11 protein-coding genes are annotated in these 16,525 nt (G+C 40.1%); 3 read left to right on the forward strand and 8 right to left on the reverse strand.

The genetic code is table 11. From position 1 onward, the window contains the following. Positions 1-49: 49 nt before the first annotated feature. Positions 50-1,051, forward strand: coding sequence for an energy transducer TonB (locus CBW18_RS03695; RefSeq protein WP_088299865.1), 1,002 nt, complete (start codon positions 50-52; stop codon positions 1,049-1,051). Between the two features lie 22 nt (positions 1,052-1,073). On the opposite strand, the gene CBW18_RS03700 is transcribed toward CBW18_RS03695, so the two are convergent. From CBW18_RS03700 to CBW18_RS03730, 7 genes are all read right to left on the reverse strand, one after another. Beyond that, entirely contained in the window at positions 1,074-1,733 is a 660-nt protein-coding gene (locus tag CBW18_RS03700; protein ID WP_088299866.1) for an MgtC/SapB family protein, read from the reverse strand. Between the two features lie 23 nt (positions 1,734-1,756). Continuing rightward, positions 1,757-2,764, reverse strand: coding sequence for a PorP/SprF family type IX secretion system membrane protein (locus CBW18_RS03705; RefSeq protein WP_253248954.1), 1,008 nt, complete (start codon positions 2,762-2,764; stop codon positions 1,757-1,759). An 11-nt stretch (positions 2,765-2,775) separates the two neighbouring features. Continuing rightward, positions 2,776-8,691, reverse strand: a complete 5,916-nt coding sequence (locus CBW18_RS03710) for a PKD domain-containing protein (RefSeq protein ID WP_253248955.1) — start codon at positions 8,689-8,691, stop codon at positions 2,776-2,778. 309 nt (positions 8,692-9,000) lie between these two features. Continuing rightward, positions 9,001-10,635: a chaperonin GroEL gene (groL, locus tag CBW18_RS03715; RefSeq protein WP_088299869.1), complete on the reverse strand. Its 1,635-nt coding sequence runs from the start codon at positions 10,633-10,635 to the stop codon at positions 9,001-9,003. 119 nt (positions 10,636-10,754) lie between these two features. Continuing rightward, positions 10,755-11,045, reverse strand: a complete 291-nt coding sequence (gene groES / locus CBW18_RS03720) for a co-chaperone GroES (RefSeq protein ID WP_010599229.1) — start codon at positions 11,043-11,045, stop codon at positions 10,755-10,757. A gap of 214 nt (positions 11,046-11,259) precedes the next feature. Continuing rightward, entirely contained in the window at positions 11,260-12,186 is a 927-nt protein-coding gene (locus CBW18_RS03725) for a PD40 domain-containing protein (RefSeq protein ID WP_172406433.1), read from the reverse strand. A 122-nt stretch (positions 12,187-12,308) separates the two neighbouring features. Then, complete coding sequence (locus CBW18_RS03730) at positions 12,309-13,064, reverse strand: DUF4197 domain-containing protein (protein ID WP_088299871.1); 756 nt, start codon at positions 13,062-13,064, stop codon at positions 12,309-12,311. Between the two features lie 217 nt (positions 13,065-13,281). Between CBW18_RS03730 and CBW18_RS03735 the strand changes: the two genes are divergently transcribed. Both CBW18_RS03735 and CBW18_RS03740 read left to right on the forward strand, forming a co-directional pair. Continuing rightward, positions 13,282-13,860: an RNA polymerase sigma factor gene (locus CBW18_RS03735; RefSeq protein WP_088299966.1), complete on the forward strand. Its 579-nt coding sequence runs from the start codon at positions 13,282-13,284 to the stop codon at positions 13,858-13,860. Then, complete coding sequence (locus CBW18_RS03740; RefSeq protein ID WP_088299872.1) at positions 13,853-15,157, forward strand: carboxypeptidase-like regulatory domain-containing protein; 1,305 nt, start codon at positions 13,853-13,855, stop codon at positions 15,155-15,157. The genes CBW18_RS03735 and CBW18_RS03740 overlap by 8 nt, the downstream gene beginning before the upstream one ends. A gap of 352 nt (positions 15,158-15,509) precedes the next feature. Here CBW18_RS03740 and CBW18_RS03745 read toward each other — a convergent pair whose 3' ends face one another. After that, positions 15,510-16,520, reverse strand: coding sequence for an inorganic phosphate transporter (locus CBW18_RS03745; protein WP_029281759.1), 1,011 nt, complete (start codon positions 16,518-16,520; stop codon positions 15,510-15,512). Between the last annotated feature and the right edge of the window lie 5 nt (positions 16,521-16,525).

Genomic DNA, 16,525 nt, shown 5'->3' on the forward strand with positions numbered 1-16,525 from the left:
CATAATATAACAGACATATTTAATTCTTAAATCTAATTAACTTTGATCTATGAAATTACGCTTTTTAATATTGTTTAGCTTATTAATTGTTACTTCGGTACAGGCCCAGAAAGCTCAAAATATTTATTATTTAAAAAACAATGGCGAACAAGTTCAAACAAAGGATAAAGCTGATTTTGTCAGAATTATCGAGGAACCTGATTCTGCTGATACCCGCTTCAAGCTTTTCGAGTTTTATAATAATGGTAAAAGGAAAAAGCTCGGTTATTTATCAGCTTTTGAGCCAAACTTAATTTACGAAGGTCACGTAATTGGTTATGATTCTTTAGGAAGAAGATCGGAAATAGTTAACTATAAAAACGGAATGCCTTCTGGCAGTTCGCTATATTATCATAGTAATGGCAAACTCTACAGGGAAACGGAATACATTCCTATTGAAGCGCGGCCAAATCAGATGTTGGGAATAAATTCTTCTTTGGCAGATCTCATTTTTGGTACCAGTTTCAAAATAATATTTGATGCTGACTCTTCAGGAAAAGTTAATATTGAAAACGGAAAAGGCCATTTAAAAGTAGTTGATAAGTATAAAGAATTTGAAAAGGGTGAGGAAGGTGATTATTTGAATGGCATGAAAAATGGAGTATGGACAGGCTATGATACCCGAATGGGCTTAACATTTAAAGAAGTTTATGATGGGAACAAATTCATCTCCGGAGAAAGCTTAAAAGATGGAAAAACATATTCCTACACTTCGCCGCTGCAGGCTCCGGAATACAGAGGCGGAATAAAATCCTGGAATAACTTTATCGCAACAACAACAAAATATCCTCAGGATGCATACCGAAATGGAATAAGAGGAACTGTTAAAACCAGTTTTGTTGTAGACGTTACAGGGAGAATTACTGATATTGTTATTGAGAAATCTGCAGATAGATCATTAGACGAGGAAGCCATAAGGGTCTTAAAATACTCCTCAAAATGGGAACCTGGTAAAGAGCGTGGCGTACCAGTTAAGGTAAAATATAATCAAAGTTTTAATTTTGCCTTTTAGAAGGCTATTGATACTAATTAACCTAATAATCAAACTCCAGAATTTCCTTATCCTTTAACATTTGTTCCACAAACCGTTGGTGGTTTTGTGGTGTTCCGGTTGCGGTCCAGTTTCCGGTGATGACATGATTGACCAATTGGTGTTTGCCTCGTTGAGGCTTTAACTTATTTTCCCGAAAAACCTCCTCATAACTTTCTAAATCACCATGCGTATGTTGTTTTTTGACAATGCGATAGACCCTCTTGGTAAAACGACGATCGCCTATTTCTTCAACAAAAGGAAAAATAATCAAGGCCAGCAGCACCACACCGGTAACACCGATGGCCTGCTCGTAATATCCGGAACCAACAGCCATCCCAATGGCGGCAACGATCCAAATGATACAGGCAGTTGTTAAACCTTTAACCCGGTTTTCTTCCTTAAAAATTACGCCAGCGCCCAGGAAACCAATACCCGTAACAATATTCGAAGCAATGCGATCCTGGCTTGCAGGTCCGATTTTAATAGATAAGATCGTAAATAACGTGGCACCCAAGCCAATCATCATCATGGTTTTTAATCCGGCAGATTTGCTTCTGTATTCACGCTCGGCGCCTATTAAACCGCATAATAATGTAGCCAGCAGGAATTTATTGACTTCACTTTGTGTAATAAAATGGCTGTTATCTAAAATTTCATTCATTGCCCTAAATTAATGGAAGCAAATTAATAAAAATCGTAACATCTTAAGCCATTGGCACGGCCACCACTAGAACTATTTGGGAAATATTTTTCATACCCCACACCTATTTCAGACGTTCCGCCGGTATTGGAATAATTGATTTTAGAAGTGGTTGCATCGTGACTGATTCCTAACCTAAACTTTTCGCCATTGGTTCTTCTGTTGAAAATATCAAAAATGACTGAAAAAACAATTGCATCGTTTCCATTTGAATTTCCATCATTCCGGTACCAGATCCCTGCGTTGACACCCGCATATTTGTATTGTGTGCCGATACTGAAGGAGTTTACGTTTCCCTGTCTGTAAACCACCACTGAAGGGATCAGGTAGCTTCCATCCCGGTCATACTGATCTGGAATAAGGCTGAGTTTATAACTTAAGTTAGCGGAAATACGCATGGGCAATTTCGCCTGGAAGCCAGATAGAGACTCATCAGGCCGATTTAAATGATGCGCAGCTACACCTACCATAAACTTACCATAAACCAAATTGGTACCCGCATTGGCATCCAGGTAAAAACGGCTATCAATAGCCGGCCTTTCTGCACCAGACACACTTCCGGGAATATAACCTGCATTGATATCAATCTGATCACCAAAAACCAGTTTATCCCAGTTTAATTTTTGGTTGGTTACACCAGCCTGCAAACCAAATGAAAGTGTAAAATCATCGCCACCAATAATATAAGAATAACTGGCGGCTACATTGTTTTTTACCAGATAAGCTGTTCCTTCACTGCTCCGGTTAAAAATTAATCCAATTCCACTGTTCATGCGGTGCAGATTTAAATCAGCCGATGCACTCATGTATGAAAAATCACTTGCCAAACCTGTCCATTGGTTTCTGTAAAGTGCATTAAACCTGATGTCACCTTCAAACTGACCGGTTAATGCCGGATTTAAATAAATCGGTGCATTATAAAACTGCGAGTAAATATGATCCTGCCCTACCGAAATCAGCGGCAGTAGTAAAGCCAGCAAACATAATTTCATCCTCCTCATCATTATCTTATTAAATATATTACTCCTGTTTTCCTTGGGGATGATGAATCATATGTCATCCCTTTCCATTCGGTGCCATTAATGAACTTAACCTCTATTTTCCAGTAATAAACACCTTGTGGCTGCTCTTTTCCGTTATACGTTCCGTCCCACCCTTCCAAGGGTGCGCCATCGTCCAGCTTCGAGCTTTCCCATAGAAGCTGCCCCCATTTATTAAAGACAGACATGGTCCATTCCTTAATCCCACGGCCCTTTGCTTTGAAAACCCTGATTTCATTTTTCGCGCTTGCCGGCATAAATGAATTTGGAACATTTAAATACCCGGGCACACCAATAATCCTAACCGACTGCACCGTGGTAGAGCTGCAGCCTTCCTTATTAAGCACCTTTAACGTAACGGTATAGGTACCTTCATTGCCATAAGTATGATTTGGATTTTGCAGTGTTGAAACAGCACCATCTCCAAATGTCCATTCCCAGCTTACTGATCCGGTGCTCGTATCTTTAAAACCAAAGGAATAATTCGGGATTGATATTTCATTGCCAGGTGAAACGGCGAAGCCGGCAACCGGAGGTGCCACCACGCTAATCGGCGAAGCCAGGGTAATGGTATTGGTACAGCCCAAAATGTTGGTTGCGGTTAAGCTTACAATAAAATTTCTACCTGCTCCGGTAAAAGTATGACTGGGTTCAAAAGCCGTTGAGGTTGTTCCATCTCCAAAATCCCAAAGGTAGCCTATGGCATTTTTACTGTTGTTCTTAAAATTCACGGTTAAGCCATCACAGCCACTGGTTTTATCAGCAGTAAAACTGAGCTCGGGCTGAGCCAACACTTCAATTTCTTCAACAGTTGAGGCACTTGAGCAATCATTGGAAGCATAAAGTGTAACCCTATATTTTCCGGCTGTTGTAAAGGTATGTGAAACGACTTCTGGAGCAACATTTCTCACTACCGTACTTCCATCTCCAAAGTCATACACAAAGGTATTGGCACCTTTGGTATTATTAAAGAAATCAACTTTTAAAGGTGCGCAACCCCGCAACTGACTACTATTGACCACCATTTCTGCCGTAATATCATTTGGTGCCACATTAATGTTGTAGGAAGATTCATTGGTTCCGCATTCGTTAGTAGCAGTCATTTTCACCACATAGTTTGTTACAACGATGGTGTTGTAGGTGTGTGATACATTACTTTTATCCGTTTTTGTAAGTGTTGTTCCATCGCCAAAATCATAGGTATAGCTACTGTTATTTCCTAATGAAGTGTTGCTGAAAGTAACCGTAAAGGGTGAACATCCCGCTGTTTTATCAGGAGAAAAAACTGATATCGGCGCTGCTTTCACTAAAACCGTAGAGGTTTGTCTGCTCACGCCACAAGGTGTAGTCGCTTCCATTGTTACCGTATAAGTGATATCTCTCCCATTTAAATCGGCAGGGTAAACTACATCTGCAGGTTGAACCAGATTAGAAGTCGTTCCGTTACCGAAATCCCATCTAAAAGTTGCTGCAGTTAATGAATTTGAAGTATTCGTAAACCGCACATTAAGTGGGCCACACCCTTCTGTAACGCTTTGCGTATAAGCTGCTGTAACATCTTGCCGGGTTGAAAAAGTATGAGAAAACTCATCACTGTTACAGCCTAAACTGCTGGTGACGACCAACTTGATCACTACAGATTGATTTTCACCTGTAATGGTATAACCTGGAAAATTAATACCTGTACCAATTTGCCCATTGTTGGCAAACCAGGTATAAGTAGCATTCCGATCCGGATAAGCGATTGCAGTAATGTTGGCCGTACTCAATTCAAAAGGAACACAGCCTTTATCAATAGTATAAGTAAACGCTGCCTTTGCAGGTAGATTTACTGTAATTTTAACTTGATTACTGATGATTGCAGAACAAGAGCCACTAACCACAGCTCGCCTGTAATAGATTGTTGCTGTAGGTACAGGAGGGGTAAAATTGATGTCAGTTGCGCCAGACACATCCGTCCAGGTCGTTCCGTTTAAACTGGTTTGCCATTGGTAAGTATAAGTTCCGTTTCCGCCACCCGGCACAGAACCAGTTAGCGGCGCTGCTGCAGCACCTATACAAATGGTCTGATCTGCAGTAATTGTATTATTGGTTAATGCAGGTAAAACAACCACCTCAACGCTATTGCTTTCTGATGTACAGATATTGCTGTTAATTAATCTGCGGTAGAAAGTAGAAGCTGTTACAGTTAAAGTTAGGTCTTTACTGGTTGCAGCAGATATATTTGACCATGTATTCCCGTCAATACTGCTTTGCCATTGATAGCTATATGTACCATTTCCTCCGGTCGGCGTACTTCCGGTGATCGTTGTACTCTGCCCATAGCAAACAGGGATGGCAGACGTAGAAACACTATTGGTTACAGGTAGAAAATAGGTAACTGTTGTTTCTGATACTGATGGCGGACAACCTGTAAATCCCGAGATGGCCCAACTGAACCTGTAAGTTTGTCCGGGCACTAATCCTGTTACAGGGGTATTAAACAAGGTTGGATCAGCAATCACCACATCACTTTGCCCGGAAACAAGGGTCCATAAACCAGTATTAGGTGATGGATCATTTCCGCTTAAAATAATGGTATTGCCACTACATAAGCTCTGGTTTGCACCCGCATTTGAAACTACAGTTGCTGGATTAATGGTAATAGTAGTTACTGATGATTGCGCTTCTGAGCAAGGAAAACTCTGAACGATGGCCCTGAATTTGGTGGTTACCGTGAGGTTTGAAAAAACATATGGATTTGCCCTTGAGCTTAAGCCTGCCCATGTCACACCATTATCTATGGACATTTCCCATCTTAAGATATCGCCAACCTGACCTGTTAAAGCAATTGCACCATTATTTGCACCGGCGCACAATGTTAAGTCATTACCGGTTGTACCACCAACACTTGGGAGATTTACCCTGATCACTACATCATCACTGCTATTGCTGCAATTCTGATCACTGATGGTCCAACGTAAAGTATAACTGTTGCCGCCAACTAAATCAGAAATTACTGCATTGTTCTTAGTATCATCATCAAAAGTAATGGTTGTCGGCGCAGAAACCACAGTCCACTTGCCCGTTCCCACCACCGGAACATTTCCTTTTAAGGTATAGGTTGAAGCATTACAAATGGATTCGTCCGGCCCGGCACTGGCTAATGTGGGCGTTGGTAAAACTGTAACGGTAATAGATGTTGATGCTCCGGTACAACCGCCTGCAGAAACCGGAGTAATCGTATAGGTTACTGTTTCGCTAGTGGTTCCGGTATTGATTAAAATATCATTAATCTGAGTTGCCGCAGTGGCAACAGGACGGTTGCTGTTTCCAGTAATGGTACCTGTTGCTGCGCTGGTATAAGTATAATTAACATTGGTCAATGCCGAAGTTAAGGTGATGGCAGAAGATGTACTGCTACAAATGGTTTGATTGGCAGCTGTAGCGACCACGTCAGGATTTGGAGTAACAGTAACCACAAAGTTAAATGGAGCGCCATCACAACCATCTTTTTGGGGTGTAATGATATACGTTACAGTTCCGTTAGAAACCGGATCATTATTCACCAGTACATCGTTGATCATACCTGTTCCAGATGCCGTAACTCCGGTTACATTAGCAGATCCGGTAGCCGTCCAGTTAAATGTGGTACCGCTAACTAATCCTGTTGGGGTATAATCAACATTTTTTCTTGTACAGATAGATTTTCTTGCTGCACTGTTTACGCTAATATCAGGTTTTATCCTTAATACGATTTCATCCTCAATCTGGTTACAGGGTGGTGCCAGTGTAGTGGTTGCTCTTAAGATTAAGTTTACGGTGCCATTGGCTTTCTCTGCTGCCGTTGGAGTATACACTGCATTCAGGTCATTTCGGCTTGGTGTAAATACGCCTAAACCACCTATCCACGTCTGGGTACTTACGGTACCCGTAATGGTTCCAGCCAGATTAAAACTGGTGCCCGTAAAACATAAACTTTGATCTTCGCCTGCATTAATCACTGGTGCAGTACTGAAGGTTAATTTTTGTGTTTTGGATACTGTTCCGCAGTTATTTTTGTGGGTAACGGTAATATTGTACTCATCATAATTATCAAATTTTATGGAAGGGTATTTGGAATTTGCTGTTGTTCCATTGGTAAAGCTATATGTTCCAGATCCGGTAGGTGTAACTGTCCAGGTATAGGTATCTGCCAGGTCCTGATAAGTTCCCGAAATTAATGTACGCGTTGGTCCGGTGGTGGTATTATTAAAATCATAAGTTGTCAGATTACAAAGGGTAATATCAGGAGAAAGTGTGGCTGTTGGTAACTCATTAACAATAACCGTTTGCGGGGCAGATGCCACTAAGCCACATGATGGAGTAGAAATATTTAAAGTGATGGTATAAATACCCGGATTTGTAAATATAAATGCAGGTTCTTTGCTTGATGCATTAGTTCCATTCGCATACGTTACAGCAGGAGAAACATTCCAAGAGTAGGTATTGGCCGCTTCACAAATATTATCCAGTACAGATAAATCGGTAGCGGTTAAGGTAGTCCCTGCGCAGATGGTGGTTTGCGGCAGTGAAAATGCTGGTTTCGGGGGATCCTGAATACAAATCTGCATCTCTACAGGATCAGCATTACAAGCGCCTGAACTGTTTGATTCCAGGCGAATAGTATGCACGCCATGTGTTAAAAATCTGGTAATAAGATTGTATGAACGTGGCTTGTTAGCTTGTTCAATTGCCCCATCCACAAACCAGTTATAGGTAACATTATTGGGTGCACAGGCCGGCGTATTGGTATCCGGATTTTCCCCTAAAATAGATGTATTGTAAAATGTGACATCCGTATTGGTACAGGATGGCGTTTGATACGTGAAGGCATTCATGGGTTTAACCACTACCTTCGCCGATGAAGAAACCGGTGTTCCTACGGTACCGCAAAAATCATTTGATACATTTATGGTCACAGGAAATGCATTGTAAATGGTACCTGCACTGGTTACTGAATTGCTACCGCATGATGACCTGGTATATGGATGTGTTACTTTTCCTGAATTATTAATAATATCGCATAAGGTATAAACCGTTTGGCTTCCGTCTCCCCAGCTAATGGTATAACGGTTACCTGGAAAGTTGTTCTGAATACCTGCCGGAGAAGTATAATCCACGTTGAATTCTAACGCGCCTAGGGGCAGGCATACAATGTTATTACCAGAAGTGCCAAATGCGGTAATGGTTCTGTTATTCACCAGCAAATAAGCTTTGGTCCCGATTGTACCATTGGGCATAGTCGCTGTGGCGATAATGGTATATTGGGTCTGATCAGCCGTAAAAGTTTGATTGGGATTAGTAAAAGTGAGGGTTGATGTACTTCCAGATGATTCATTTTTAATAGCCGCTGTAACTGCTGCTGTTGCCGTAGATTCATTACTGATGATAAATGAATTATTAGGTCTGCTTACACAAGTGCCAAAGGTTTCATTATTTGAGGAATTAAGATACGAGGTTACCAACCTGGCTTGTACCGAAGGTCCGGCTTTTATTTCAAAGGCCGAAGATGCATTGCTGACTGAAACGGGTTGTGTGGTTTTTACCCTTACCTTATACCCTATTCCCGGTACCACTCCTGTAGCTGGGATGATCCCATTTACATAAGTACTATAAAATCCCGAGTAAGTGCCGATTAACTTTTCTGTACTAAAGTCTCCATTTTGGTCAGATAAGTAAAGTTGAAACGTATTGCCTTGTTGCGTACAACCATTGGCAATGCTGAATGGAACTGCTATAGTGCTTCCGGGGGTGAAAGGACCTGCATTTACGGCACCAATGTTGATCTGTGTATAACCGGCGAAGGAAATAAAAAACAGCACAACAAATAGCACAAAAACCGGCCATTTCCGTTTCAAACAGATCTTCATAGTCGCAAACACGTAGGGGGAATGATTAATTCTGTTTATTTAAGCGCGCAAACACCTTCTAATGTTGTATGATTTCATCCTCATCCTAACGTTTACACATTTCTTAAATATTAATGTAAAGTACGATATTTTTGTATAATAATTGCAATTTTTAGTATGAAGACGAACAAAATGAATGAATCAATATTAATCTAAATGTTGGGCAACTTTCTTTAAGACTCCATGGGCAAAAAAAAACCCGGAAACTTATAGCCTCCGGGAATTTTTTTATACGAAATGATTTCGCCACAAGTGATATTACATCATACCACCCATACCGCCGCCACCCATAGGAGGCATTGGTGCACCACCTTCTTCAGGCTCGTCTGCTAAAACAACTTCTGTAGTCAATAACATGGCTGCAATAGATGCCGCATTTTCTAAGGCTACACGACTTACTTTAGTTGGATCGATTACACCGGCACCAATTAAATTTTCGTAAACATCAGTACGGGCATTATAACCGTAATCTGCAGTACCTTCTTTCACTTTCTGAACTACGATAGAACCTTCAATACCGGCATTTTCGCAAATCTGGCGTAAAGGCTCTTCAATCGCACGACGGATGATTTGGATACCTGTATTCTCATCTTCGTTAACACCTTTTAAATCGGCAAGAGCAGCTACCGCACGGATAAATGCTACACCACCACCAGCAACAATACCTTCTTCTACTGCTGCACGTGTAGCATGTAAGGCATCATCAACACGGTCTTTTTTCTCTTTCATTTCCACTTCACTTGCTGCACCTACATAAAGAACGGCAACACCGCCAGCCAATTTAGCTAAACGCTCTTGTAATTTTTCTTTATCATAATCAGAAGTAGTAGTTTCAATCTGTGCTTTAATCTGACTTACGCGAGATTTAATATCTTCTGAATTTCCGGCACCATTAATAACAGTGGTATTGTCTTTATCAACTACCACTTTCTCCGCAGAACCTAAATAAGTTAAATCAGCATTTTCTAATTTATAACCTCTTTCTTCTGACACTACGATACCGCCAGTTAAAATTGCGATATCTTCTAACATGGCTTTTCTTCTGTCTCCAAAACCTGGCGCTTTCACTGCAACCACTTTCAGAGAACCACGGATTTTGTTCACTACTAATGTAGCTAAAGCTTCGCCGTCTAAATCTTCAGAAATGATCACCAATGGTTTACCAGTCTGAACAGTTTTTTCCAATACCGGCAACAATTCTTTCATGTTGCTGATTTTTTTATCGTAGATTAAAATGTATGGGCTATCTAATTCAGCTTCCATTTTATCTGCGTTGGTTACAAAGTATGGAGATAAATAACCTCTGTCAAACTGCATACCTTCTACCGTTTTTACTTCAGTTTCAGTACCTTTTGCTTCCTCAACAGTGATTACACCATCTTTACCCACTTTGCTCATGGCTTCAGCAATTAAAGCACCGATTACCTCATCATTGTTTGCAGAAATGGATGCAACTTGTTTGATTTTATTATTGTCTTCACCAACCGTTTGAGATTGCTCTTTTAAGTTAGCTACAACAGCAGCAACAGCTTTATCAATACCGCGTTTTAAATCCATCGGATTTGCACCGGCAGCAACATTTTTAATACCAGTTGTAATGATGGCCTGAGCCAACACAGTTGCAGTAGTCGTTCCGTCACCAGCAATATCTGCTGTTTTAGAAGCCACTTCTTTAACCATTTGTGCACCCATGTTTTCAACCGCATCTTTCAATTCGATCTCTTTAGCAACGGTAACACCATCTTTGGTAATTGCCGGAGAACCGAATTTTTTATCGATAATTACATTACGACCTTTAGGGCCTAAAGTTACTTTTACTGCATTCGCTAAGATATCAACACCACGTTTCAGGGCGTCACGTGCTTCCACGTTATATTTTACTTGTTTTGACATTTCTTTTTAAATTTTTGAATGATTGTGTGATAGAATAGTTGAATACCCGATCTTATAATTAGTTACCTGATTAATGCTGAATTCACGCATTCGAAATTCAGTCATTCAATCATTATTTATTATCCTACAACAGCGTAAATATCAGTTTCACGCATGATCAGGTAATCTTTGCCTTCATAAGGAAACTCGGTGCCACCGTATTTACCATAAATTACAACATCTCCAACTTTTACACTCGCTTTCTTACCTTCAGCATCTTCTTCAGAAACAGAAACTACGGTTCCCTTAGATGGTTTTTCTTTAGCAGTATCAGGGATATACAAACCCGATGCAGTTTTTTCTTCCGCCGCAGCTGGTTCAACTATTACTCTGTTCGAACTGCCAGCAATTGGTTTTAGGTTTAACGCCATAACTTTTATTATTTTTTATATTAATTTGAGTTTTTACTAAGCCTGCAAGTACACTTTTTATGCCAATAGGTTTTGAGGGACAAATTTACACCCGTACTGTCAAAATATAAATGATCAGGGGATAGAAGGTGTCAGCTTGGCAGGCCCGATAGCACACATTGCAGGTTATAAAGCTCCTTTAAAAAGAGCAAGGGTTAAGCAGGGTTTGAAAAAATTATTTTAATGTCGCGGTTGGATAGGTACCTTTATCAACTACTGTTTTAATGTTACCTTTTAAATCGGAAACATAAATCTTACTTTGACTAAATGGTTTTTCAGCTCCGCTGAAGAAAATCCGGTTATCGGCCGTTACAAAAACATCCAGCGCGTTCATTCCTTCAGGCGAAATGCGGCTTACTTTTTTCGAATCCGCTTCTAGGATAAAAACAGCTTCAGCCTGATGATGTAATTCTTCAACCGGCTTCCCGTATCTGGCATTAAAAATCAGTTTTCTCCCATCACTGGTATAAAAGAAACGGCTGCTGCTCAAAAATTGATAATCAGGGCCAAAACAGTCTGTTATTTTCTTTGTGTCTGTCAGCTTTCCAGTCTTATTAAACGTATACAGGTTTTTCAGATCGTGTGCAACCAATTCAGTTTCATTTTTCCAGCTGGGTGAAAACAGACTATCTGCCGGTTTACTATCCAGCAAGATAAAACCTGTATTATCCGCTTTTATGACCCCCACCTTCCAAATATGTTGCTTATCTAAAAAATTAAAGGCTATAGTTCTCCCGTCCGGCGACCACATGGCATGATCATAGTCCTTGCTGTCAGCCTGTAATTGCAACTGACTTTTACTTTCCATATCCGCAATCCAGATGCTTTTATTGCCTGCGCTATCGGTTACGGTATAAGCCAGTTTATTTCCATCAGGAGAGATTGCTGGATGCGTAGCACCACCAAAGGAAATCTGTTTCATGGTATCAATACTGGTGGCCACAATTTTACTTCCATCCTGATATGCAAGGGCAAAACTTTTACTGCTTAATGAAACCGTATCTAAAACTGCTGAAGTTTTTTGTTGACGATCGTTATTGGCATTACAGGCCAAAAATAAACCAAGGCCGGTAACCGCGATTACCACTAAATATAAATTCAATTTAATCATCCACAATTTTACGAATTGTTTAAAGCAAAAAAGATCCGGTTGCTATAGAAACACGGATCTTCTCTTATTTATGATTTTAACAAGACTTAACGCATATGACCTGCAAGATTCTTTTAACCTTTTTTCCTATTGGCGTAACCAAATACCTTTTGCAGCAATGTGGTACTTCGTGAATTAAGATTTCCCCTGATTTTGAGTTCCTCTTTTGCCACTTCTATAAACAAACCATCTATTGCCTTTTGCGTAACATAACCGGTTAAATCTGTGCTTACGGGCTTAACCAATGGCAAACGGTTATATTGGGTAGTCAGATCTGAATAGTATTTACCTGCATTTACCTTATTCAAACTATTCTTAACGACAGGGCTAAATTTCTCAAGCAATTGCGCGGTAGTTACACGTTTAAAATAAGAAGTTGCAGCATCATTATTGCCAAGTAAAATATTGCTGGCATCCGCTAAAGTCATTTGCTTAATTGCAGCAATAAAAATTGGCTTTGCTTCTTTGGCAGCATCTTCAGCAGCACGGTTCAAACTCAAAATAACATTGTCGCAAAGACTGTTTAAGCCAATGCTGCGTAATGTTTTTTCTACCTTCTGCGCTTCAGGTGGCATTAAAATTTTAACCGCTAAATTACCCAGAAACCCATCTCTTGCCGATAATCGGTCAGCTCCGGCTGAAACACCAATTTGTAAGGCTTCCTTTATTCCCTGCCCAATCTCCAGTTGGCTCGGTGTTCCGGTGGAAGAAGTAGTGCGCTGTTTTTCGGTAACCTTTTTAAAAATATCGTTCAGTTTAATCTGAGCATCTGCCCGCAGGTTGGCCAATAAAATAAGTGCCAGGGATGCCGATAAAATAATTTTTTTCATTGTATGTGTTTATCCCTTCAGGAGCAAAAGATCTGCCATAAACTAAAGTGCGCATTTGTTTTTCAAATATAACACTTTGACGGACTGACAAATGTTATATTTAATACCGGTAAGGTTTTTAAAAATTAAAGTCTATTCCTTAATTCATGAGTTTATTCCATATCACTCAGAAATATTTTTTATACTTGAAAGATTATTTGATATAGCTACCCATTTTTTGAAGTTTATAAAAAACACAGCTGGAAATCACCAGCAAGATGATGCCAAATTAATTGCCGAGTATAAAAGTACCGGCAATTTAGATGCATTAGGTACGCTTTACAATAAATACATGCATTTGGTTTTTGGGGTTTGTTTAAATTATTTTAAAGATGAAGAGCAAAGCAAAGATGCGGTGATGCAAATCTTTGAAGAATTAGTAACCAAGCTTAAAGTTCATGAAGTGCAGAACTTCAAAAGCTGGCTTCATGTTTTAACCCGAAACCATTGTTTAATGGCACTCAGGAAATCTGCGAAGCAAAATAACATTTCTATTGATGACACTTTTGTGGAAAACAGCGAGTTGGTGCATCTAGATATGGACAACACAAAAGAAACGCAGCTTACCATTATGGAAAAGTGCATGGAAACCTTGCCTGAAGAACAGCGGAAAAGCGTAGATTTATTTTATCTACAAGAAAAGTGCTATAAAGAAGTGGCCGACATAACCGGCTATGATATGCTGAAGGTAAAAAGTTATATTCAGAATGGTAAGCGTAACCTGAAGATTTGTATAGAAAAAAACAGTGGTGAATAACGATTGGTTAGATATTGATGTACTGGAGGATTACCTGGATGGTAAGCTTGACGCTAAGGCTATGCACTTTGTAGAAAGGCAGGCTTTGGAGGATCCTTTCGTGGCTGATGCACTGGAAGGGCTGAAACAGTCACCGCAACGCAAACAGACGCTTTCTATCCTGCAAAAACAACTTCATGATCGCATTTCTCAAAAACCGGTTAAACGCAAACTCTGGGGAGTTACCACACAAAGGTTAAGTATTGCGGCCACAGCCACTGTTGCCTTTATTGCAGTAAGCATTCTTTTCTTTATGCGGGAAACTAACCGTAGAAATGCTGAAACCGCTGCACGGAGGGCAAATGGTGTTATCGTAAATTTAGACACCAACACTTCAATTGCTGCAACATCAAAACCAAAGGATACGGCATTAAAAGCTGCTGACCAGACTAAATCAACTTTAATTGATCAGGCGATTGCCAAAGCGAAAACAGAAGATTTAGCCAAAAATACAAAAGCTGCACCAATAGTTAAGGCTGCAGAAAAAACAGCTTCAACACCTAAGCCAGCCGATCAATATGAAAGGTTTAGTCAGGTTAAACAGGCACCACTTTCTACTGCACGCCAAATGGAAACCATGACTGAACAGCAAAATACGGTAATGGCTTCCGCTGCACCATCTGTTGCTGCCGATAAAATTATTTTTAGTGGCAATGTGGTTGATCAAAGAAATGGATTACCTGTTCAGGGTGCGGTAGTAAAAATTGCAGGTTCAGATAAAATTACAGCAACCAATGCCAATGGTTATTTTGCTTTACCAGCAGACAGCAATGCTAAAAATAAAGACCTGGTGATTAATGCCATCGGTTACAGGGAAACGCCTGTTTCGGGCACTCAAGACCCTAATATGATTCGGGAAGCTTTAAGCGGCAACAAATCACTCAATGAAATGGCCTTGATTACCAGATCAAATGGCAGAAAAAAGGAAAATGTACCTGCTCCTAAAATCGTATTGCGGTCTGAACAAAATCTGGACGGGAAAGTAATCGGAGAAATCACTAAACCCATCCCCGTTTCTACTATTGATTATAAACAGTATTTAGAAAATAACAATAAGCTTTATAATCCTAAAGGACCATCACAGTTTGTTATTTTAGGTTTTAAAGTTAAAAAGAACGGAAGGCCAACCAACATTAAGGTTGTAAAATCATTGAATAAAAAGGCTGATGCAGAAGCCAAACGACTGATCGAAACTGGCCCGGATTGGGTATTGCCAAAACAAGGGACTGACCTGGTTGAAATGAGTGTGAAGTTTTAATCATATTGGCGTTGATGATTAATTTAAAGCCTTCAAAGAAAAACCTTAATTTCATCTTATCGAACCTTTAACATTCAGATTGATGATCGTATGATTAATTCGTTTTGGTGAATAGTTTCCCGCTGATTTAAAAAGATAAACGCCGATTTTATAAAGCCTCTGCGAAAATTTGTGCAATCAGCGGGGAGAAATTTAGCGTGTATGATATTCCGACTCTATTTTTAATCCTATATACACTTTCCCCTCTTTGCGAAAAACTTAGCAATCTTTGCGATTACAAACGACCACTTTGATCATAAAAAAAGACCAGAGCTAAAGCTTTGGTCTTTCTATATTTTTAAAATATGATCAATTATTTGAAGTAATAAATACCAGCATAAATGATCGCTGCCAATGTTGCTGATACCGGAATGGTTAATACCCAGGCCCAGATCAGGTTAATGGTTACCCCCCAACGTACTGCTGATACACTTTTTACCAAGCCTACACCCACAATTGAACCTGTTATGGTATGTGTGGTAGAAACCGGAATAGCAAAATGTTCTGTAATCCCTAAGGTTACCGCACCTGCCGTTTCAGCAGCAACACCCTCAAGCGCTGTTACCTTCGTGATTTTAGAACCCATTGTTTTCACAATTTTCCAGCCACCGCTCATGGTACCTAAAGATATGGCTGAATAACAGGCAATCGGAACCCAGGTTGGTAGTGCTTCAAAATCAGGAATTACCTTTGATGCGATTAAAGCCGTAGCAATAATACCCATTACCTTCTGTGCATCGTTACCACCGTGGAAGAAACTTAAAGCTGCTGAAGAGAGTAATTGTAACCGCTTAAACCATTTTTCTGCAGTTGAAGGCTTTGCATAACGACAAATGTTAATGATGATCAGGGTAATGACTACCGAAATCACCATACCAATAATCGGTGCCAATACAATAAATGAAACAATTTTAACGACATAGCTCATATTAACCGCATCCAGCGGACTAGCACCGGTAAGTAAAGCATGTGTCATCCCTGCGCCAGCAAAACCACCAATCAGTGTATGCGACGAACTCGATGGAATACCATACCACCAGGTTAAAAGGTTCCAGATAATTGCGGCAACAAGGCCCGCCAGAATAACTTCAAGCGTAATATAATTTTCGATCACCGTTTTAGCAACCGTATTGGCTACCTTATGGTCGGTAAAATAAAAGTAAGCGGCAAAATTGAAAAGTGCAGCCCACAAAACCGCCTGAAAAGGCGTAAGAACTTTTGTAGAAACAACCGTTGCAATCGAATTAGCGGCATCGTGAAAGCCGTTAATGTAATCGAAAGCAATGGCCAGAATTACAACAACAACCAATAAGGTAGTTACCATGTTTG

The sequence above is a fragment of the Pedobacter sp. AJM genome, assembly GCF_002197755.1.
Classification (GTDB): domain Bacteria; phylum Bacteroidota; class Bacteroidia; order Sphingobacteriales; family Sphingobacteriaceae; genus Pedobacter.